At 41.1% G+C, this 21,276-nt stretch carries 23 protein-coding genes and 1 tRNA gene; 12 read left to right on the forward strand and 12 right to left on the reverse strand.

What is annotated here, in order from left to right:
• Positions 1–126: 126 nt before the first annotated feature.
• Together H6G79_RS10630 and H6G79_RS10635 are read right to left on the reverse strand one after the other, a co-directional pair.
• Positions 127–876 (reverse strand): sucrose-phosphate phosphatase, encoded by a 750-nt coding sequence (locus H6G79_RS10630; protein ID WP_190588615.1) that lies wholly within the window; start codon positions 874–876, stop codon positions 127–129.
• A 439-nt stretch (positions 877–1,315) separates the two neighbouring features.
• A tRNA-Arg gene (locus H6G79_RS10635) sits at positions 1,316–1,389 on the reverse strand.
• Positions 1,390–1,426: 37 nt separating this feature from the next.
• On the opposite strand from H6G79_RS10635, the gene moaC reads away from it, so the two are divergent.
• Complete coding sequence (gene moaC, locus H6G79_RS10640; protein WP_190588616.1) at positions 1,427–1,936, forward strand: cyclic pyranopterin monophosphate synthase MoaC; 510 nt, start codon at positions 1,427–1,429, stop codon at positions 1,934–1,936.
• Between the two features lie 251 nt (positions 1,937–2,187).
• Here moaC and H6G79_RS10645 read toward each other — a convergent pair whose 3' ends face one another.
• The gene (locus H6G79_RS10645; protein WP_190588617.1) at positions 2,188–2,385 is read right to left on the reverse strand and encodes a DUF2795 domain-containing protein; all 198 of its coding nucleotides are present in this window, start codon (positions 2,383–2,385) and stop codon (positions 2,188–2,190) included.
• Positions 2,386–2,801: 416 nt separating this feature from the next.
• Between H6G79_RS10645 and H6G79_RS10650 the strand changes: the two genes are divergently transcribed.
• From H6G79_RS10650 to H6G79_RS10675, 6 genes are all read left to right on the forward strand, one after another.
• The gene (locus tag H6G79_RS10650; protein WP_190588618.1) at positions 2,802–4,007 is read left to right on the forward strand and encodes a sigma-54-dependent Fis family transcriptional regulator; all 1,206 of its coding nucleotides are present in this window, start codon (positions 2,802–2,804) and stop codon (positions 4,005–4,007) included.
• On the forward strand, positions 3,997–4,380 hold the full coding sequence (locus H6G79_RS10655) for a response regulator (protein WP_190588619.1): 384 nt from the start codon (positions 3,997–3,999) through the stop codon (positions 4,378–4,380). The genes H6G79_RS10650 and H6G79_RS10655 overlap by 11 nt, the downstream gene beginning before the upstream one ends.
• 91 nt (positions 4,381–4,471) lie before the next feature.
• Positions 4,472–4,729 (forward strand): hypothetical protein, encoded by a 258-nt coding sequence (locus H6G79_RS10660; RefSeq protein WP_190588620.1) that lies wholly within the window; start codon positions 4,472–4,474, stop codon positions 4,727–4,729.
• A gap of 120 nt (positions 4,730–4,849) precedes the next feature.
• A complete protein-coding gene (locus tag H6G79_RS10665) occupies positions 4,850–5,158 on the forward strand; it encodes a DUF3181 family protein (protein WP_190588621.1) in 309 nt (102 codons plus the stop codon).
• A 538-nt stretch (positions 5,159–5,696) separates the two neighbouring features.
• The gene (locus H6G79_RS10670; RefSeq protein WP_190588622.1) at positions 5,697–5,909 is read left to right on the forward strand and encodes an acetyltransferase; all 213 of its coding nucleotides are present in this window, start codon (positions 5,697–5,699) and stop codon (positions 5,907–5,909) included.
• Between the two features lie 174 nt (positions 5,910–6,083).
• Positions 6,084–9,932, forward strand: coding sequence for a tetratricopeptide repeat protein (locus tag H6G79_RS10675; protein ID WP_190588623.1), 3,849 nt, complete (start codon positions 6,084–6,086; stop codon positions 9,930–9,932).
• A 351-nt stretch (positions 9,933–10,283) separates the two neighbouring features.
• Here the strand turns inward: H6G79_RS10675 and H6G79_RS10685 are convergent, their stop codons facing one another.
• Both H6G79_RS10685 and H6G79_RS10690 read right to left on the reverse strand, forming a co-directional pair.
• Entirely contained in the window at positions 10,284–10,526 is a 243-nt protein-coding gene (locus H6G79_RS10685; RefSeq protein ID WP_190588624.1) for a type II toxin-antitoxin system HicB family antitoxin, read from the reverse strand.
• Between the two features lie 204 nt (positions 10,527–10,730).
• Positions 10,731–10,874, reverse strand: coding sequence for a hypothetical protein (locus H6G79_RS10690; RefSeq protein ID WP_190588625.1), 144 nt, complete (start codon positions 10,872–10,874; stop codon positions 10,731–10,733).
• 227 nt (positions 10,875–11,101) lie between these two features.
• Here H6G79_RS10690 and tnpA point away from each other — a divergent pair, with 227 nt between their 5' ends.
• Positions 11,102–11,524 (forward strand): IS200/IS605 family transposase, encoded by a 423-nt coding sequence (gene tnpA, locus H6G79_RS10695; protein WP_190588626.1) that lies wholly within the window; start codon positions 11,102–11,104, stop codon positions 11,522–11,524.
• A gap of 1 nt (position 11,525) precedes the next feature.
• Entirely contained in the window at positions 11,526–11,954 is a 429-nt protein-coding gene (locus tag H6G79_RS10700) for a hypothetical protein (protein ID WP_190588627.1), read from the forward strand.
• A gap of 63 nt (positions 11,955–12,017) precedes the next feature.
• Here the strand turns inward: H6G79_RS10700 and clpB are convergent, their stop codons facing one another.
• The 5 genes from clpB to H6G79_RS10725 all read right to left on the reverse strand — a co-directional run bounded on the left by clpB (position 12,018) and on the right by H6G79_RS10725 (position 16,729).
• Complete coding sequence (clpB, locus tag H6G79_RS10705) at positions 12,018–14,636, reverse strand: ATP-dependent chaperone ClpB (RefSeq protein WP_190588628.1); 2,619 nt, start codon at positions 14,634–14,636, stop codon at positions 12,018–12,020.
• Positions 14,637–14,891: 255 nt separating this feature from the next.
• Entirely contained in the window at positions 14,892–15,050 is a 159-nt protein-coding gene (locus tag H6G79_RS10710) for a YqaE/Pmp3 family membrane protein (RefSeq protein WP_190588629.1), read from the reverse strand.
• Between the two features lie 155 nt (positions 15,051–15,205).
• Positions 15,206–15,634, reverse strand: a complete 429-nt coding sequence (locus tag H6G79_RS10715; protein WP_190588630.1) for an HNH endonuclease — start codon at positions 15,632–15,634, stop codon at positions 15,206–15,208.
• Positions 15,627–16,028: an STAS/SEC14 domain-containing protein gene (locus H6G79_RS10720; protein WP_190588631.1), complete on the reverse strand. Its 402-nt coding sequence runs from the start codon at positions 16,026–16,028 to the stop codon at positions 15,627–15,629. The genes H6G79_RS10715 and H6G79_RS10720 overlap by 8 nt, the downstream gene beginning before the upstream one ends.
• A gap of 320 nt (positions 16,029–16,348) precedes the next feature.
• Positions 16,349–16,729 carry a hypothetical protein gene (locus tag H6G79_RS10725; protein WP_190588632.1) on the reverse strand — a complete coding sequence of 127 codons (381 nt, stop codon included), beginning with the start codon at positions 16,727–16,729 and terminating at the stop codon, positions 16,349–16,351.
• A 128-nt stretch (positions 16,730–16,857) separates the two neighbouring features.
• On the opposite strand from H6G79_RS10725, the gene H6G79_RS10730 reads away from it, so the two are divergent.
• Positions 16,858–17,034, forward strand: a complete 177-nt coding sequence (locus H6G79_RS10730) for a hypothetical protein (protein ID WP_190588633.1) — start codon at positions 16,858–16,860, stop codon at positions 17,032–17,034.
• Positions 17,035–17,374: 340 nt separating this feature from the next.
• On the opposite strand, the gene H6G79_RS10735 is transcribed toward H6G79_RS10730, so the two are convergent.
• The gene (locus H6G79_RS10735) at positions 17,375–17,719 is read right to left on the reverse strand and encodes a translation initiation factor (RefSeq protein ID WP_190588634.1); all 345 of its coding nucleotides are present in this window, start codon (positions 17,717–17,719) and stop codon (positions 17,375–17,377) included.
• 373 nt (positions 17,720–18,092) lie between these two features.
• On the opposite strand from H6G79_RS10735, the gene trpB reads away from it, so the two are divergent.
• Entirely contained in the window at positions 18,093–19,334 is a 1,242-nt protein-coding gene (gene trpB, locus H6G79_RS10740; RefSeq protein ID WP_190588635.1) for a tryptophan synthase subunit beta, read from the forward strand.
• A 112-nt stretch (positions 19,335–19,446) separates the two neighbouring features.
• Here trpB and H6G79_RS10745 read toward each other — a convergent pair whose 3' ends face one another.
• Positions 19,447–20,478 (reverse strand): zinc-binding dehydrogenase, encoded by a 1,032-nt coding sequence (locus tag H6G79_RS10745; RefSeq protein WP_190588636.1) that lies wholly within the window; start codon positions 20,476–20,478, stop codon positions 19,447–19,449.
• Between the two features lie 348 nt (positions 20,479–20,826).
• Here H6G79_RS10745 and H6G79_RS10750 point away from each other — a divergent pair, with 348 nt between their 5' ends.
• Positions 20,827–21,258 carry an NfeD family protein gene (locus H6G79_RS10750; protein ID WP_190588637.1) on the forward strand — a complete coding sequence of 144 codons (432 nt, stop codon included), beginning with the start codon at positions 20,827–20,829 and terminating at the stop codon, positions 21,256–21,258.
• Positions 21,259–21,276 lie beyond the last annotated feature (18 nt).

Below are 21,276 nucleotides of genomic sequence, written 5' to 3' on the forward strand. Positions count from 1 at the left end.
AGATAATACAGATTTGTCCGCGTTTATCTGTCTTGAAAAGTTTTGCGCCGGGAAACCCGGACGCGCAAACTTTTCGCTGCGTCCATCTGCGGTTAATTATATTTTTTCTGTATCTTACTCAGTTAATCATTCCAAAAACCCAAAATGCTGCAATCCTTCCGTAATAGCATTAGCAAACTTTGCTGTTGCTAAATAACGATTTGGGTTTGGGTTAGCATTGTGCCAATCTAGCAATTCTGGTCTTGCATTACCGACAATGATACCTTTCTCCTCCCTGTGAGCAAACAAAGCAATATCGTTACCAGAATCTCCACAAGCAACAGTTTTAGTTACATCTATTTCTAAATGTTGCCGTACAAATGTCATTGCCATACCTTTATTTGCATGACGTGGCAAAATATCTACATCTTGTCCACCGCTATAAATAACTTGAATATCTAATCCCTGTTCTAACAAAGTACTTTCTAACTCTGGTAAGACTTGTCCAGCTATTTTTTCATCTAAGAAATAGCTAACTTTAAAATCTCTTTGTTCACTTTCTGCTTGAGGTTGTAATTCAGTAAAAGTTGCAGATATTGTTTTTACTAAATTTCTATCCCAAGCTTGAGAAAGTTTGTCAGCCCATGTAGAATCAGGGTCTTGACTACCATTTATATAAATTTCTGTCCCCACAGAACAAACAAGTATATCTGGCTCTAATAGTTTCTTTTCTGATGCTAGTTGTTGATAAAGAAAAGGTGAGCGACCAGTGGAATAAACAACTTTAGTACCATATTGCTGACGATGGAAATCTAGCTGCTGATTTAGTTGTGCCATTGCCTCGTCATCGCCTACAAGTGTATAGTCCAGATCCGTGATCAAAAGAAACTGTTTCACACTATGCCTCTTAAAATAGTAACTATATAATTTCAAAAATACATATATAAATAAATCAAACTACCACGTAATCTAATCTTGACATCTTTGGTTGATATCATTGATAGGTTTGGTTAGTAGGATATTGAGTATTCAAAGTATTTTGTTTACCCTGCATAGAGTTTAAGTTTGTTTTGTAATCAAAAAAATTGTAAAATTGGCTAAACACGGTAAATCATATCACAACTTTAGATTTATTTACACAATAATTTTTTAAATTGGGCAAGAGTAATTTACATTTAATACACCATTGAAAACATCAATCTTTAGTATTGATATTATTCCATGATTGTGCGGATACACTATATCTCTCAGATGACAGAGATTATGAATTGAAAAAGCAAAAGGCAATAGAATATAATCTTCTTGCCTTTTGCTTTTTTACTTTTGCTTTATTTAACGGGCGAGGAGGGATTCGAACCCCCGACACCGTGGTCCGTAGCCACGTGCTCTAGTCCACTGAGCTACACGCCCCTACCAGAAAAATATAGTAGCACCATATTCCCCAACTATGCAAGACAATTCTGAAAAAAATTTTTCTGCCGAGTTAAGTCATCTGGATTCCCAAGGACAAGCGCAGATGGTAGATGTTTCTGGCAAAGCGTCTACAGTACGCCAAGCTGTTGCTGCTGGGAGGGTGCGGATGCAGACGGAAACGTTCAATGCTATTCAAGAGGGTAATACGCCTAAAGGTGACGTGTTAGCCACGGCGCGGATAGCTGGGATTATGGCTGCCAAACAAACATCAAATTTAATTCCCTTGTGCCATCCCCTGCCATTACAGAAGGTGACTGTGGAAATTACCCCTGATTCTCAATTACCCGGTTATCACATCCAAGCTACGGTTAAAACCAAAGCGGAAACTGGTGTGGAGATGGAGGCTTTAACGGCTGTGTCTGTTGCGGCGTTGACTTTATACGATATGGCGAAAGCTTTGGAAAAGTCGATTCAAATTGAATCAATTTATTTAGTTAGTAAAACGGGTGGGAAATCGGGAGATTATTCTGCATCAGAACTGTAAATTAGAGAAGTTTTGCGTTGTGGCTGTCATTAGTTATTTATCCAGGACTTACGTAAGTGTCACAATTTGTGGTTGGTGCGTGACGCTATAAATATTATGACTACGTTCAAATCTTCTCGTTGCGTCACACACCCTACAGAAAAAATATGCCAGTTGCGTAAGTCCTATTATCTTTGGTCATTTGTAATTACAAAAAATAAATCACTAATGACAGCCAAAATAAAATCTCGCACAAATAATTTTAGACTAGTTTATTCAATCTCACCTATGGCTTTATTGACATCGGTGGGATTTTCAAACTCTTCATTATCTGGCAGTTGCTCTAATAATGATAGAACTTTACGATCTGCGCCTTGCTTTTGAGCGTGTTGAACTAATTCTTGCTTACTAGCAGGATAATCTATTCCTTTTAAGTGTTTTTGAATTTCTACTGGGTTTGCTTTAGCCATTTTTGCCACCTATCTTTTATGGTTATTACCATATTCACCACTGACGATATTGGCTTCCTCTATCAAATAGGATAATCATTGCTGACACAGATAAATTTAGATGTCACTCAAATGGTTGATGTATTGCTGATGGGATTTGATATTGAGAGGATAAGATATTTATCGTATTTGTAATTAACGTTGTAATATGGCAATTTTGATATAAATTTTATTGGCTACGAAGTTGATTATTTTTGAGAAAAAACCACAATCAGAAAAGCTCAATGATAAATAAAAAATTAAGGTTTTGCGTTACATAAGTTTACTTCTATTTTGAGGTTAGCAGGAGAATTTGCGAGTTATCCAAAAAAAGTTGCTATAACAACTTAAGATGAAAGTATCAAGCTGAAATTAATCAGCTAAGGGATGTTGATTTTATGTCCCCTTCAGAAGTTGATGTATTAGAAGCTCGACGCTTATACAAATCGACGGGTGCGATTCCGGCTCGGATGTTGCGCTCGAATATTTATCGTGCTTGGGAGCGATCGCACCTCCAAGGCGCAAACTCTCAGGCTCTCCAAGCTGAAAAACTCTCAATCCTGGATACAGAGCGTTTAATAGAACAAAAGCAAACTTTAATTCAAGTTGCTGCACCTTATATTCGGATGCTTTCACAGGCGGCGGGGACTGATCGTCATGCAGTGATGTTAGGCGACAGTGAAGCGATCGTGTTGGATGTTGTAGGTGATAAACAAACTGTACAAGGGCCAGAACCTTTTCCGGGGCCTGGTTCTTTGCTATCGGAAGCTGTAGCTGGTGCTAATGGTATTGGTACGCCATTAGCAGAAGCAGATTATATAGAAATTATTAGTGCTGAACATTTTATTGAGGGGTTTCATCCGTTCACTTGTCAGGGAATTCCGCTACGGGATGACAAACAAGAAATTATCGGAGTTTTGAGTATCTCTCTCCGGCGTGCAGATGCTAGACAACGCTTAAAAGAAATATTGCTATGTGCTTCTCATGGTATTGAAGCAGAATTATTAATTGCTCACTTAGAAAAAGATGTGCGGCGAGTTCTAGAGTCTAACCCCAACGAATATCAACCACTCGAAGAATTACGTCAAGATATCATCCAAGCACATCAAGCTGCACGCTTAAAAATGGAAGTTATTTCGCGGATGGTAGCAGTTAATCGGTTAGACTACGCGATACAATTACTGCGTCAAGCTGAACAATCAATTCAAATATTTCGTCGCCGTGCAGAAATCTGGCGCAATTTAGCATCCTTTGAGATTGGCACATTCCAACCTGTGTGCTTGACTGCTAATATATCTGATTTAGTGGATCTTCTCTCAACGGAAGCTGTAATTCGTCAGGTGCAAATAATTACTGAATGGTATGAACCAATCACCGTAGTGGCTGATCCTAGAAGCCTTTTACGCCAATTGCTACGTTATTTTTGGCAAGCTTTTGATTGTGCTGGTAAAGGTGGAATAGTAAAAGTAGTAGTTAAAGTAATTCCTCACACTGAAATAGCTCAAGTCAGTTTCATTGTTAATTCAGGCTTGAATCTCTCTCCATCAACACCAACCTCCCAGATTTTTTATCTACCAATCACAAAAATCAAAGATGAACAGTAACAATACAGATAAGCGCAAAATCCTCATTGCCGATGATGATGATGATAGTCGAGCGATGCTGAGTTTTTTGCTAGAAGAGGAAGGTTGGGAGGTAAAAGAAGCGAGAAATGGTGAAGAAGCTTTAGAAACAGTGATTAAGGAGCAACCAGATTTATTAATTTTAGATAACAGAATGCCAAAGCTCTCCGGGATTGAAGTATATCAGCAAATTCAGGCGCAAGGGATAAAAATAGCGGTTGTTTTAGCCACAGCACATGGTTATCTCGACGAATTAGCCTCTTCTTTGGGAATTGCTCATTTTATTGCTAAACCTTATGACATTCCAGAGTTGTTAAAAACTATAGAGTCTGCTTACACAAGTTCTTTTAGTTAAAGTCGCTGTAGTTGAGGTCACAAAGATTTAACAGCTTTGCATCCTGACACATTAAAATAATCAAGTGTATTCAAAGTTGTAATAAATATTTATGCCTCCTCGTTGGCCTCGCAAACCCGATCGCAGTGATCCTGAATTTCGTAGAATAGATGACCGGATGAATTTTGCTGTCCATGTTGCTGTAGCTGCGACAATTAATTCTGGTCTTTGGTTCTTCCATAACCTGAAAGCCGCTAAATGGGAGTGGTTGCCGTTTTTAACCGCAGGTTGGGCAGTAGTGTTGTTGGTACACTTAGTTTATATCGCGGCGATCGCCAACTATTCTTCCACACCGCCTAAATCCACCTGAAGATGTACAGGTAATGTTAGGGTTTATGTAACCTGTGGGGGTAGAGTTAGCTTGATTAATTGAGCGATAATAATATATAGGTTGAGAGCGTTAGCTCTTTCTTAATATAGGGTGATTTTTATGGCTAAGACTAACACCGCAGAATTACTAGAAGCCCTAGCATCGGAAATTGGCGAAAATGTCTATATAGATATTGCCAAATGGCATCTTTATTTATCAGATGCCAAACTGCACACCGTTGTCGCTGAACAGTTATATCCTTTAATCACTTCTAATAATGTCAACGAAGACCGCGTAACTAAAGTATTAGAATCCATATCAGTCAAGATAGGCGGTGGGAGAAGAGAACTAGCACTAATTGATTTGCTACCCCTGCAATGTCAGGTCAATCTGGTGGATATTTTAGAAAAATATCAACGAGAATTCTAATTTTGGGATTTTAATTATTCCATAAATTACTCTTTTAACACCCCTATTCTTAGGAGGTGAGAGATATGAATGCCTATAAATCGTGTAGTGAATCTGTCCCGCCTCGGAATAAATTCCGAGTCTCATAGCGCAAGTCATCTGAAGATGACTCACCTAAAAATATCTTATAGTCCACTTGAGTGGACTTTGGCTATTAGCCTGGAACTTTAGTTCAAGGCGGGATGCGTTTCATACTGCCTATTTTCGACTTGTGTGTACACCGTAGCCTTAAAAGGAGAGGACTTAAACATTGAATGAAACAATGAGTTCTGATTCATAGAAATGCTACGGTGTAAACACAAATATTCGTGTAGTGCATCTGTCCCGCCTCGGAATAAATTCCGAGTCTCAGAGCATCGAGTCATCTTCAGATGACTCAACTAAAAATAACTTCCAGTCCACAAAGTGTGGACTTTAGCTATCAGCCTGGAACTTTAGTTCAAGGCGAGATGTGTTTCATACTGCCTATTTTCGATAAATATTTTTGGAGATAAATTATATGTTGCTACAAATCAAAGATACGAGCGATTTAGTCAAAATTACTGATATTCAAGAATTAATTGACCCGAATGTTAATATCGTGCATGGAAAAGACCAAGAAGGTCAAGAAGAACAAGATATTGATACTTTTACCAAAGAAAGTCTCGTTTTTCCTTCTGGGGAAAGCTTACCTCGCTGTTGGTTAGATGCTAACTATCGTGCAGCGAAATGAAGTAGCAGGTGATTGAGAGGCGATCGCAGCGCAGTATCATAAAATTCCAAGATGCCAGGAAAGCTTGGCAACAGACCATCAAATATAGTATGGATTTTACGTAATCAACCGAACTCTACGTGAATTACTGAGTTAAGTTACCATCAGATTAACTAACCAGTGGTAGAGGTAGTTATGGCGCAGAATTGGTTGCGGATTACTCATCAAGAGGACAAAATCCAACTTTCTTGGCAACGAGAACAATCTGCGCCACGTTCAGCACCTCCAGTCACCTTTGAGCATCCATTTGATGAACAGACGTTAACCGAATTACGTTGGTATTTAGAAGAGTATTTAGATTTTCCTTACGGTATTTTCCCTGAGCAAGCCGAGAAAATCGAGCAAAAGTTTCAAGCGTGGGGACAGCAGTTATTTGAGTTAGTGTTTCCCCGCACCACTAAAGCTTGGGATTTTTTTCAAGAAGCTACAAGGGAAGGTCTAGATAAATGCGAAATTAATATTTCTTCTGATGACCCCAAAGTGCTAAATTTGCCTTGGGAGTTGCTGTATACCCCTGATTATCAATTTCTGGCACCGTCTTTAAGGGGAATGTATCGCAGTCTCAACGGTTATGCAGTGCGATCGCATCTCCAAGAATTACCCCAAGACAAGTTAAATATTTTACTAGTAGTTTCCCGTCCTTATGGCGAAAAAGATGTCGCTTTAAAAACTATCGCCCGTCCTCTACTCGAAGCCCTAAAACCAATTCAAAAATATGTCAACCTGAAAGTGCTGCGTCCACCTAGCTTTGAGACATTCGAGCAAGAACTAAATGCTCATAAAGGTTTTTACCATATCGTCCATTTTGATGGACATGGGGACTTTGACGAAAACAGCACCGGATTTCAACATTCCTATGGTAGCAAGGGGCAGGGAGTATTGGTGTTTGAAAATACCGATGGTTCACCCCAAATTATTACTGCTGCCCAAATTGCTCAAAGTTTAAATGATTGTCGTGTGCCGATTTTTGTGTTGAATGCTTGTAAATCAGCCCAAGAAGGAGATGGTAGTTTTTCTTCTGTGGCGACGCGCTTGGTATCTTTGGGGACAAAGGGCGTAGTTGCAATGGCTTATAACGTGCAAGCCGAAGCAGCCAAACATTTCATTGGCAGATTTTACCAGCAACTAGTCACGGGAACCGATGTATCCAACGCTGTAGCCGCAGCAAGGCGACAAGTAATAAATCAACGTTTGCGTCCCAGTCCTAAAGGTGATTTACCCTTAGCTGACTGGATGGTTCCGGTTTTGTACCAGCAGGAAACTTACACACCGTTTCAAAAAGTCAATCATCAAACAGAAGATTTTACTGATATTGATGACTTTTTGGCAGAACCCATCAGCAATTTATTCGGGTTTCCAGAACAAGGGCGCTACGGTTTTATTGGGCGAGACTACGACATTTTACGGTTAGAGCGAGCATTTCGCCACAATAATATTGTGCTGTTGCAAGGTATGGGAGGTGTAGGTAAAACTGAGCTAACCACAGGGTTTGCCCAATGGTTAGATGAAACTCAGGGGCGTAAGCAGATATTTTTTACCTCCTTTGAGTCTGGCGCGTCACTGAGTCGGGTAATAAACGAAGTCGGAAGAGTCGTTTGGGGAGATAAGTTTTCCCAGTATGAGGCAGCGCAACAACAACGAGCAGTCTTAAAATATTTGCAATCTCAGCCTTGTTTGTTGATTTGGGATAATTTTGAACCTGTGAATGGTTTTCCAACGGGGAATGAACCTTTACTGAGTGCAGAAGAAAGAAACAATCTCAAAAAATTTCTCAAGGAGTTACAAGGTGGGAAATCTTGGGTATTAATTACCAGTCGCCGCGCAGAACCTTGGCTTGATTGTGGGTATAGTTTAATCAATTTGCAGGGTTTATCTCAAGCCGATGCCCAAGAGTTAGCCGCCAAGATTTTGCAAACTGTAGGTGTGGAGAGAAAGAACCTACCAGAAGAGTATTTAGAGTTATTGAAATTGCTGGGTGGACATCCCTTATCTTTGCGGGTGGTATTACCGCATTTAAAGACGCAGACACCAACTCAGTTAATTGAAGCGTTGCGGCTGGGGTTGGATACTTTTAAAGGTGCTGAGGAGGAAGGTAGGGAGAAGTCGTTAACGGTGTCGTTGGATTATTCTTTTGCCAAGTTATCAGAACGTACACGCCAACATTTACCATTTTTGGCACTGTTTTCAGAACGGGTTGATGCACATTGGCTGCATAGTTTTTCAAAAAATCCTGATGATAGCTATGGACAAGCTTATCAAGCGGTGTTTGGGGAGAACTTGCAAAAACCAGATTGGATGAGAATTCTCAATGAAGCCGCAGCCGCAGGTGTTTTGGAATATTTGGGTTATGAGACTATCTACAAAATTCACCCAGCACTACCTTGGTATTTGCGTCAGCAGTTAAACTCAATAGCTTCCCAGGAGGTGATTAACGAACTCGAAAAAAAGTTGTTAATTTTCTACGCTTATTTGGCGGATAAATACGATACAGAACTGATCAGCAAGGCTGAACTGGCAACTTTTGTGCTGCGGCTCGAAGAATCAAATCTGTTGCAAAATCTACGCCTTGCTGAACATCAGCAGGAATGGGCTTATGCAGAATCGATTCTGCAAGTCTTGGGAAAAGTGTATGAGCGTTTAGGACGCAAACCCGAATTTAAGTCACTGCTACAACGGGCGCTGAAGCAAATTGGTATGTACTTAGCAGATACGAAGGCAAAGAATAAAGATGCTGTTGATTTCTGGATGTCTTTGCGAGTTAACAAAGCTAATGAAGCACTGCAAAGTGCTGATTTGGCTGGTACGAGAAAAGTTTATCAAGAAATTTTGGATGAATTAATAGCTTTAAACAACCCCTCACCCTCAGTGAATAACAAAATTGCTGTTATTTATCACCAACTGGGCAGGGTAGCCCAAGAGCAACGGCAATTTGATGTGGCTCTTGATTACTACAACAAGGCGTTAAAGATATTTGAAGATGTCGGGGATTTGTACAGAGCTGCAAGTAACTATCACCAACTGGGCAATGTAGCCTATCAGCAACGGCAATTTGATGTAGCTGTTGATCATTACCACAAGGCGCTGAAGATAAAAGAAGATGCCGGGGATTTGTACAGAGCTGCTAGTGACTATCACCAACTGGGCATAATCGCCCAAGAGCAACGGCAGTTTGATGTGGCTGTTGCTCATTACCACAAGGCGCTGAAGATATTTGAAGATACTGGAGATTTATACAGTGCTGCTGATGAATATCACGAACTGGGTATGGTAGCCGAAGAGCAATGGCAGTTTGATGTGGCTGTTGCTCATTACCACAAGGCGCTGAAGATAAAAGAAGATGCCGGGGATTTGTACAGTGCTGCTAAAGAATATCACCATCTGGGCATCGTAGCCCAAGAGCAGAGGCAGTTTGATGTGGCGGTTAATTACTACAACAAGGCGCTGAAGATATTTGAAGATGCCAGGGATTTCTACAGAGCTGCTAAAGAATATCACCAACTGGGCAGAGTAGCCGAAGAGCAGAGGCAGTTTGATGTGGCTGTTGATTATTACAACAAGGCGCTGAAGATAAAAGAAGATGCCGGGGATTTGTACGGTGTTGCTACTGAATATTACCAGCTGGGTATGGTAGCCGAAAAGCAACGGCAATTTGATGTGGCAATTGACTATTATCAAAAAGCCTGGGAAGTTTATGAGCAATTCCGTGATTGGTATTGGGCTTCGCTAACATTGGGTAAATGGGGAAGAGTTTTAGAAGCTCAAGAAAATTACGCTGAGGCTTTGCAAATTTACATTCGTGCTTTGGCTATTGAACTAGAGCATAATCATAATCAAGATTTGATTGGTTATTATATTTATGCTTTAGCCCGTATACTCAAGCAGTTAGGTGAAAGTCAGTTTCAAGCTATTTGGCGCGAGGTGACGGGTGAAGAGTTCGCGGGTGCAGTGCGTGAGGCAATTTGGCAGGCGCGAGATAGGCTGTAACAGTTATCAGTTATCAGTTATCAGTAACCTCTTTTTCTTGCTGAGTATGGAAACTGAAAAACACTATACAAGCTGACAAACTCAAAGATAAAATCGATGTAGTGTAGATGGTAACAAGCTCGATATTTTTTAGAGTGCTTCCCATTCATCTTCACTAATTTGTGCCTGTTTTAATATTTTTGCCACTAAACTTTTACTGATGTCTCCTTCATGGGGATTAGGAATGATTAATTTCAGTTCGCCCTTAATTAATCATAAATTGATGCTTTTTACCTGAATATGGCCCTTCAAAACCAAGTTGTTTCAGGTAATAAATCAAATCCCGCCGACTAATTGCACCAAAAGTAGCCATTAAGCCACATCCTTATTAATAGAAAGAGAAATTCCATCTATCACGGGTAAACTATGCCCTAACTGTAAACCTAAGACAATCCACTCTTCTAAAGCTTCTTTTAACTCGTCTCGGCAAGTTTCAAGTGTGGTAGCATTGGCATACAATCCTTGCAGTCCTGGGATTTCTGCATAAAAAGTGCCATCTTCTAAAAGTTCATAAGTAGCCTGGTGCAAAGCTGCTTGAATATAGTTGGTTAACATTTGCTATCTGGGTTGGTTTTTGCGTTGTTAACATTTTATAAAATTTAGGGTGATTTACTCATAAGTTTTGTTTAAGTATTAGTGACGAAGATATAAGCATTTGCCACAAATGTTGTAATGTTTTGAATCAACGTTGTTATGTTTTGAATGAATGTTGTAATTTTCTGAATCAACGTTGTAACATTTTGAATGAATATTGTAATGTTATGCACCAAGGTTGTAACGTTTTGAATGAATGTTGTAATTTTCTGCACCAACGTTGTAATGTTTTGAATCAACATCGTGACTTTGATAACAAAAGGCAATGATTGGTAAGTGTGTAGACGCTGTGGGGTTTGTCGTAGACATTACGCTGTGTACAAACCATACCCGCCTAGGGTTATAAACCCCAGGCTCATAGGGTAAGTTGTCTGAAAACAACTGATGAATAAGTCAGTAAAATTAATTTATATAAATTATCAGTCCGTTTCAACGGACTTTTGCTATGAGCCTGGGAATTTATTCTCAGGCGGACTTGGCAGATTTACTAATAAAAAAATATAATCAATAAATTCCTTTTTATATTCAAAAATATCATGGCTTTCTGGCTGCTTTATTATCATCTCGTATGGGCAACAAAAGAACGCCAACCTCTGATTACGCCTGAGAAAGAAACTGAACTTTATAATTACATTATTGGAAAAGCAGATTTTCTTAATAGTATTATTCATGCGATTGGCGGCATAGAAGACCATATCCATTTAATAGCTTCAATACCGCCTAGTGTATCTATAGCTGATTTCGTCAAAAATATTAAAGGTAGTAGCACTCATTTTTTAAATCAAAATCATCATATATCAAATAATTCAGTACTTTTCAGTTGGCAGCGCGGATATGGTGTATTGTCATTAGGTAGTAAGCAGTTAGAAAAGGCTGTTTCTTATGTGAGAAACCAAAAAAATCATCATTCTCAAGGAACAGCGATCGCATCTTTAGAAAAGCATGACGATGAGGCATGATATGACTACACAATTATCTCCTACCGAACTTCAAGAATTGCAACAAATTATCGCAGATGAGCAAGCACAAAAAGCCCTCACGACTCTACAACAAAATAACGGTGATTTAGAAGCTAGTTTTGATGAACTTTGGCAAGAGCAATTTGGAAAAACAGCTTTCGGTAAAAATAAATCTTTATTACAATTGACCCTAAATGAAATTCGCGCGGAAATATGCGGCGATGAAGGTTTACAAGGCAAAATTAAAGAATATACGAAAAACCCTGGTAGTGCTGCTTTACTTAATAGTATTATTGGCTCGTTAGTCACTGTGGCGGCTGTTCATGGTATTCCTATTGATGCCGCGATCGCCACAATTGTAGTCTTATATATCCTCAAAATCGGCATTAACGTTTTCTGCAAATATACAGAACCAGATAACAACCCATAAAAAAACGCAAAGACACCCTTTATGCCTTTGCGCCTTTGCGCCTTTGCGCGAAATATTTACAAATTAGCTGCTAAATACTTCCACAGGTAAGCGACTAAACGCCAAGCGTTCATTCTGCACATCGACAAAGATGGTGTCGCCGTCGTGGAATTCGCTGCGGAGTAAGGCTTTGGCAATTTGGGTTTCTAACTCGCGCTGAATCGCCCGTTTGAGTGGACGTGCGCCAAATACAGGGTCGTAACCGACTTCCGCCAAGAAATCCAGCGCATGATCGGAGAGTTTGAGAGATATTTTGCGATCGCTCAACCTGTCTCTTAATCTTCCCACTTGCAATTGGACAATATGGCGCAGTTCTTTCTTATCTAAACTGTGGAAGATAATCAACTCATCAATCCGGTTGAGGAACTCTGGCCGGAAACTATTCCGCATTGCTTCCATGACTCGATGACGCATTTCGTCGTAGCGAGAATTATCCCCAGCAATATCAAGAATGAACTGCGAACCGATGTTACTGGTCATAATGATAATTGAGTTCTTGAAGTCCACAGTATGACCTTGAGCATCGGTGACGCGCCCATCATCTAAAATTTGCAGGAAAATATTAAATACATCGGGGTGGGCTTTTTCAATTTCGTCAAACAAAATCACGGCGTAAGGACGACGGCGAATTGCTTCGGTGAGTTGTCCGCCTTCTTCATAACCTACATATCCCGGAGGCGCACCAATTAACCGCGACACGGCGTGTTTTTCCATGTACTCCGACATATCAATTCGCACCAGTGCGTCTTCAGTGTCGAACATATACGCTGCTAAGGCTTTGGCTAATTCAGTTTTACCCACACCTGTAGGGCCGAGGAAAACAAAGCTGGCGATGGGGCGATTGGGGTCAGCAAGTCCAGCACGCGATCGCTGAATTGCATCGGCGACTGCTGTCACGGCTTCCGCTTGTCCCACTACTCGATGATGTAATTCATCTTCTAAATGCAGCAGTTTTTCTTTCTCGGATTCCACCAATTTACTAATTGGGATTCCTGTCCATTTAGAAATAACTTCCGCAATATCAGATTCGGTAACTTCTTCCCGCAGTAAAGATTTACCACTTCTTTGAGCGTTGGCTAGTTCACTTTCGGCTAGTTCAAGTTTGCGGTGTAAATCAGTTAATTGCCCATATTTTAATTCTGCCGCGCGGTTGAGGTCGTAGTCTCTTTCCGCTTGCTGAATTTCTAAGTTTACCCGTTCAATGTCTTTTTTAACAGACTGAATTTTGTTGATAATATCTTTTTCAGACTGCCATTGAGTGCTGAGAGTTCTTTGTTCTTCTTTGAAATCAGCAATTTCTTTTTCGAGTCTTCCCAACCGTTCACGGGAAGCCGCATCGCTTTCTTTTTGCAGAGATAGTTTCTCCATTTCTAATTGGAGAATTTTGCGATCGATTTCGTCGAGTTCTTCCGGTTTGGAAGTAATTTCCATTTTCAACCGGGCGGCGGCTTCGTCTACTAAGTCAATGGCTTTATCTGGTAAAAAGCGATCGCTAATATACCGACTCGATAATGTAGACGCAGCAACTAAAGCACTATCAGAAATCTTCACCCCGTGGTGGTTTTCATAGCGTTCCCGCAAGCCGCGCAAAATCGAAATCGTATCTTCAACGCTGGGCTGATCAACATAAACTTGTTGGAAGCGTCTTTCTAAAGCGGCATCTTTTTCGATATATTTGCGATACTCATCTAAAGTTGTCGCCCCAATACAACGCAACTCACCCCGCGCCAACATCGGTTTTAACAAGTTACCCGCATCCATCGCCCCTTGGGTTGCACCCGCGCCGACAACGGTATGAATTTCATCAATAAATAGAACTATATTTCCGCCAGATTCGGTAACTTCTTTTAAAACTGCTTTTAGGCGTTCTTCAAATTCGCCCCGGAATTTTGCCCCCGCAATCAAAGCACCCATATCTAAAGCGATGAGTTTGCGGTCTTTCAGAGATTGGGGAACATCACCAGCTACAATGCGTTGGGCAAGTCCTTCCGCGATCGCAGTTTTACCAACCCCAGGTTCCCCAATCAACACCGGGTTATTTTTGGTACGGCGGGAGAGAATCTGGACGGTACGGCGAATCTCGTCATCCCGACCAATCACCGGATCGAGTTGACCTTTGCGGGCGGCTTCGGTGAGGTCACGTCCATATTTTTCCAGTGCTTCGTATTTACCTTCTGGATTTTGGTCGGTCACTTTCTGGCTCCCACGAATTTGTTTAATAATATTTTTCAGCTTGCCTTCGTCTAACCCGAATTCTTGGAGTAGACTTTTGCCAAAGCGGTCATCTTTGGCATAACCCAGCAATAAGTGTTCAATAGAAATATATTCGTCTTTAAAATCTTTGCGATAGTTCTCCGCCCGGTCTAACAAGGTGTCTAAACTGCGTCCCAAGAACACAGAACTACTTGTACCAGACACCCTTGGCTGACGCTGGAGAAATTGATCGGTGCGATCGCGGACTTTTTGCAAATTCGCACCCGCTTTGGTTAAAATACTGCTGGCTAAACCTTCTTGTTCTAGCAGTGCTTTGAGCAGGTGTTCGCTTTCGATTTGTTGTTGGTGATATTGTTTAGCAATATCTGGCGTGTGGGCGATCGCTTCCCAGGCTTTTTCGGTAAATTGGTTAGGGTTAGTAGGTTGCATAGGCTTTTTGAATAACCACTCCAAAGATGAGGCGCAGAGAAAACAAATTCTTATATGGTTATTGTAAAAAGCAGAGCGCAACTAACTAGATCGGTCTTCACGTCTTGGGGAAGTAGTATTATTACCTGAACAATGAATATTTTCTCAATACACTGAGGCACAAAGTTCAGGTTTTGCCAAAATTGTCACAATGCTTGATGAAAACCACGATTGCTTACGTACTATCGATAATGGGTGATCATCAAGCGATCGCAATTATTTCTTGGCGATTATCCAAACTGCATGTACAATCCCCGGAATATACCCTAGAAACGTTAAAAGGATATTAATCCAAAAATCTTTGCCCAAACCTACTTGTAAAAATACTCCCAAAGGGGGTAGAAAAACCGCCGCTACAAGCCTAATTAAGTCCATATAAGCCTCCTGTCAGACTATATTTATACTCCTCAAAGATAGCATTGCCAGAATATTGTCCATCTGATGCTACCTACGGGGCTGTTTTTGCGTTCTAGCAAGTGCTGTGGAGACGCACAAGAGACTGAACATATACTCAAAATTGTTATCAAACATTAACATTCTGGAGGATGTTCACCCATTGCGTATAATACTCGACGTAAATTCACAACTCCTTCTCGATTCAACTGTAGGGTTTCTATCGTAGCTCTGCCTGTTGCAGTCAAACCAATAACTAGTGTAAAGTCATTATTCCACGCAAGATTCTCATTCCATAATTGTTGACGTGGGTGATATAGAGGCACAGTTTCGCCTGTTACCGGGTCATAACCTGCGATTTTATTATATTTGTGATTGTTGCAACCCTGACAAGAAAGAGCCAAATTATCTATATTTGTTTCTCCGCCTTGACTTTTGGGAATAATATGCTCGGCAGAAAAAGCTTGAAGAGCAAAGCGTTCTTGGCTTCTACAATATTCGCAACATCCATTAGCTCGCTGAACCACCAACTTTTTCTGCTGTGCAGTCACTCTATTTTCAGACATGGTTTGTTGCGTGAATATCTAAATTTTCCATTAAAGTATTTAGAGAAATGCCACGCAAACTTGCTAATTCTGCTAAATTTTCTAGACGCTGTGCTTGGATTTTTTCGATTTCCTCAGTTAATTGCAATAATTTTTGATACTCATCTTCAGAGAGAATTTCATCATCTCGTTTAGCAATCAATTCTTGGTAATCTCTGTGAAGGTTTACAGGAATGCCTTGATTAATTTTGAGTAATAATTCCGCTTCTGCTTGTGGCAGTTTAGTAGCTTTACGTTGTGCCTGTAAAACAATCACTTGCGCTACAAATTGTTCTAACTCAGACAAGTTTAATTGCTCAACTGCTTTGAGCAACTCTTCGGAAGATAATTGTACTTCAACTTTCACGACTGACATTATCTGCCTCTTGCCTGTTAATTTATTAGTAATCTTATCCTACAGTTCGGTGAACATCAGTGCGATCGCTATCAACAAGTCTTCATTGATAGTCATTTCTCGTAGGTTAGGTAGAACTTAAACACTAAAGCCCGAATTTCTCACGTATGGGTAGCGGGTGTGGAGAGAGGGGAGTGTGGGGAGTGTGGGGAGTGTGGGGGGAAAGATTTTTTCACCATCCTCCCACACTTCCCACCCCTCCCACCCCTCCCACACCCCTGGATTTCTCTCTTGTGAGAAATCCAGGCAAAGGTAGTTCCCCAACCTACCAGTACAGTAATTTACTGCATTCCCAGAAGAGTGATGACTTGTTCTAGATGATTTTTAGCATGATAGCGATGCAGCAGTTTTTCCTGCTGATATCTCTGCGGTATTTGCATCCTTCTACCTTCCATTGAGATTCTAATAAGAGCTATCTGCTCTGTTGTTGGTTCATTCATCTCATCTAGCGTTGCACTCAGATTTTCGTAGTTTGCAAATGATGGTATCCTCAAGCCTTTATTATTTTCCATTTGTTGGATAGCCAATAGCGGAAACGCCATCAGGGTAGTAATGTAGTTATCTTTATAAGCACCGCTACCAGTGGAACGTAAACCGTATCGGTTACACAAAATTTTCAGTTGAGCCAGCGTCAACAGTTCTAATTCTGTTCGCGTAAACATAAAATAGAAATTGCCATTTACAAAAGTGGTTCGGTAGTGAACTAGTTTCCAGCTTGGTAACACTACCGATTAAAAATCCTAAACCGATGCTAACATCGGCTTCAAGCCTTATTTATATTTCTACATAAATGCCTAAGTCAAAAGGTAAACCAGAAAATTTCGGTAATCCAGAAAGTAGAGATTTGACCGAGCAACTAAATTTTCGTGTCACTAAGGAGATGAAGGAAGCAGTAAAAGCCAAAGATGATCCGCCAGAATTTTGCAGGAAAGCCATACAAAAGGCGCTAGAAGAGGATGAGAGTTAATATTTTAATGCGTTCTTTTCATTAAAAGCGATCGCAGCAGTAGAAGAGGAAACCAACAAATGACATAAAAATTCAGAATACTGCGTTTATGTTATCTACTGAATTATGTTGGCAAAGTATTCTAATTTGATGTTGGGTTACGGCGCAATATAGACTTAGGGATCTGCGGGTTAATAGTGTCCCAACCAGCCGGGTTTCGACTTCGCTCAACCCTCAAAGATCGAGAGTTGAGCGGAGTCGAAACTCGGTTTACTGGTACTTTATTTTCATGCAATTCCCTTACCGTATTTTTGTCAATATATGTCGTGCGCCTTCACCCAACCTACTAGTACTTGAATCCTCAACCGCCACTGAGTTTGGCTTTGTAACCTAATTTGGTAACAATCTCTAAAATTTTCTGCTTGTGTTCGCCTTGAATTTCGATGGTGTTCTCTTTGACTGTCCCACCTGTACCGCATTGGGTTTTTAACTGCTTGACTAAATCTGCTAAAGTTTCCGGCTTGCTTTGAAACCCAGTAATCACCGTTACCGTTTTTCCCTTGCGTCCGGTGCGGGTTGCTTGGATTCTCAAGTTTTGTTGTTGCGGTGGAAGTTCCTGAATTGGTCTTTCAATAGCGGCGGAGTTATCGTTACCGAATTCTTGATAGACAATCTTTTTATCAGAGTTTGATTTTGAAGCAGACATACAAAATTGCGGTAGTGATTCAGTTCTACTACATCCATTATGGTGTCAGGTAAGGCGAGTTTAACAGTGGTTCGCAATTTACCGTTTTTAAAGCAAAGGTATCTTGAATAGAGAATTGGTTTTGAATGACGAATTACAAATTAGTATTATCAGTTGGAAAAAACAAAACTGAGTTAAAAAAGGTAAACAAAGCTATAACCCTCTTCCCTCCTGCCTCCTGCCTGGTCGGTGAATCTCGACTTCGCTCGATTACCGCGAAGCCGAACCACTGCCTTCTGCTGTGCCATAGCGATAATCTTTTAACACTGAGCTACTTATCCACCCCAGACTCCTTATAATTAATGAAGTCTTTACTTGTCATCAAGATAATTCCGTGACTATTACTCCCCTCTCTCCAAATTCTTCCACAACTACTCAGGTTCCCGATACACAAGGACGCTTTGGACGCTTTGGCGGTAAGTACGTCCCGGAAACCCTGATGCCTGCTTTAGCTGAATTGGAAACAGCTTATCAGCAATATCGTCATGACCCAGAGTTTCAAGCAGAACTCCAACAACTGCTGCGGGATTATGTGGGACGCGCTACACCATTGTATTTTGCCGAACGGCTGACTGCTCATTATGCCCGACCTGATGGTACAGGGGCGCAGATTTATTTAAAGCGGGAAGATTTAAATCACACTGGCGCACACAAAATTAATAACGCTTTGGGTCAAGTATTGTTAGCCAAGCGCATGGGTAAGCAGCGAATTATTGCTGAAACTGGCGCTGGACAACATGGTGTTGCAACAGCCACAGTTTGCGCCCGATTTGGCTTGGAATGTGTGATTTACATGGGTGTTCATGATATGGAACGCCAAGCTTTGAACGTGTTTAGAATGCGGTTGATGGGAGCAGAAGTCCGTCCGGTGGAAGCTGGTACAGGTACGCTCAAGGATGCGACTTCGGAAGCGATTCGGGATTGGGTGACAAACGTTGAAACAACTCATTACATTCTTGGTTCTGTAGCTGGGCCGCATCCTTACCCAATGATGGTGCGAGATTTTCACGCGGTGATTGGTCAAGAAACTCGCGCCCAAGCTTTAGAAAAGTGGGGTGGTTTACCGGATATTCTCTTGGCTTGTGTGGGTGGTGGTTCCAATGCAATGGGACTGTTTTATGAGTTTGTCAATGAACCATCTGTGCGGTTAATTGGGGTAGAAGCTGCTGGTGAAGGTGTGAATACAGAGAAACACGCCGCCACCTTGACAAAAGGTCGAGTTGGTGTTCTGCACGGCGCGATGAGCTATCTACTACAAGATGAAGATGGACAAGTTACCGAGGCGCACTCAATTAGTGCGGGGTTAGATTATCCCGGTGTAGGGCCAGAACACAGTTATTTAAAAGATACGAATCGGGCAGAATATTACAGTGTGACAGATGCAGAAGCTTTGGCAGCATTTCAAAAACTGTCCCGCTTAGAAGGGATTATCCCAGCTTTGGAAACTTCTCATGCGATCGCCTATCTCGACACTCTCTGTCCCCAACTTAACGGCAGTCCCAGAATTATCATTAACTGTTCTGGACGCGGTGACAAAGATGTGCAAACCGTCGCTAAGTTTTTAATTCCACAGTAAAACTGTCAGAATAACACCTTGGGCGCGGTAAAACTTTTGTAATACTGAGTGTAGGGGAGCCATTGTTTTAGGTGGCTTCCCTACTCATTTTTATGGTCAATCATAGAAAAATTCAATTCTGGTTACAAACCATTGCAACTTTAATGACTTGACGTGCTTTCATATCATAAAAGACTTGTTCTAAATCTTTTAAAGGTCGGCTTTCACTTATGAGTAATTCTAAAGGTAGTTTTTGACTGGCTATCATTGCAAGTGCCGATCGCACATATTTCGGTGTGTTGTGAAATACGCCTTTTAATGTAAGTTCGCTGTAGTGTAATTGTTCTGTATTGACTGTAATTGTTGTATCTCGTGGACAGCCACCGAATAAGTTGACTGTTGCGCCAGGACGAGCGCAGGCAATCGCAGTTTCCCATACACTAGGTACACCAGTAGCTTCAATCACTACATCTGCGCCCCAGCCTTGGGTAAGTTCTTTCACCACACCCGGAATATCAGAAATTTGATGATAGTTAAATGTTTGTGCTGCACCAAGCTTTTGACCGATTTCTAGCCTTTGGTCACTTCCTCCCCAGAGTAATACTTCAACCTTATCAGCCAATGCCGCAACAAACATCAAGCCAATCGCCCCATCTCCCAAAATCACTACTTTATCTTTGGGTTTGATATGGGAACGAGCGACACCATGCAATACACAAGCTAATGGTTCAGTCATCGCCGCCAATGCAAAAGGTAATTCATCGGGCAGGTGCAATAAATTATGCTGGACAATGGGTGCAGGAATTTTTAAGTATTCGGCAAATGTGCCATTATTCCAAGTTAAATTCGGGCATAAAGAATACTCTTGGCGTTGACAAAAAAAACATTCCATGCAAGGCGCAGAGTTGTTGGCCACAACGCGATCGCCCACTCGCCAATTACCCACACCTGCACCCACCGCAACAATTGTCCCTGCGGCTTCATGACCAAATAGCGTTGGTGGTTTCAACATCTTGGCATGACCACCACGCCGCCAAACTTTCAAATCTGTACCGCAAGTTGTCGCTGCACCCACTTGAATCACGATTTCACCGACTGCTGGTGTGGGGTCAGCTACTTGCTCTAACCGTAAATCTTCCTGACCATAAAGTAATGCTGCTAACAAGGCTTGTGACCTAATTCAAAAGCTCCACCTGATTTTATCAGGTAAATATTCAGAATTTATAAGGTGCGATCGCTCCACCACTCAACTCTTCAGTAATGCTACTCTGATTTAACTCAGCACTCAGCACTTTCAACTCAGCACTTTTTTAGTGAACTTCGATTACATTTAGATGTCAAAGCCTTGCTGCCTAGAATAGACTGGTTTTGTGTACCTCTGGCTACATCTTGTCATCGATGTTAATCACAATTAATTTTCACAAGACAAATTTAGTTTTCTGTAAAACACCGATTTCTCAGTGAATCTAATCTTAGAAATCTTTTTCGTAAATGTAGTTTCTAGGATGGCGCTATGCCAAGTTCTACTTTAATTTGGCTCCTAGCTGGCTCAGGTTTGTGTTTATTAGAACTGTTTTTACCGTCGGCTTTTGTCGCCTTCATGATGGGTATTAGTGCCTTTGCGGTGGCGCTACTTTCCCAATTTGGTTTGAGTTTATGGCTACAAGTAGCAATTTGGCTATTGCTGTCCACAATTTTAATAGTACTATCTCGGCGATATTTACAACCGCAACGACGCAAATCAAAAATTCAGGATGCCATTGTAGCGGAAACTTTAACAGAAATTCCGGCAGGCAAAACTGGACGAGTGCTATATGAAGGCAATTCTTGGCGGGCTAAATGTGATGATGACAAACTTGATATCGCTCCCCACCAACGTGTTTACGTAGTCAGAAGAGAAGGTACTACGTTAATTGTCATGCCAGAAAATTTGTTGCATTCATAATATGAAGTGTGAAGTATA

Source organism: Anabaena sp. FACHB-83 (genome assembly GCF_014697485.1).
Taxonomy (GTDB): domain Bacteria; phylum Cyanobacteriota; class Cyanobacteriia; order Cyanobacteriales; family Nostocaceae; genus Nostoc_B.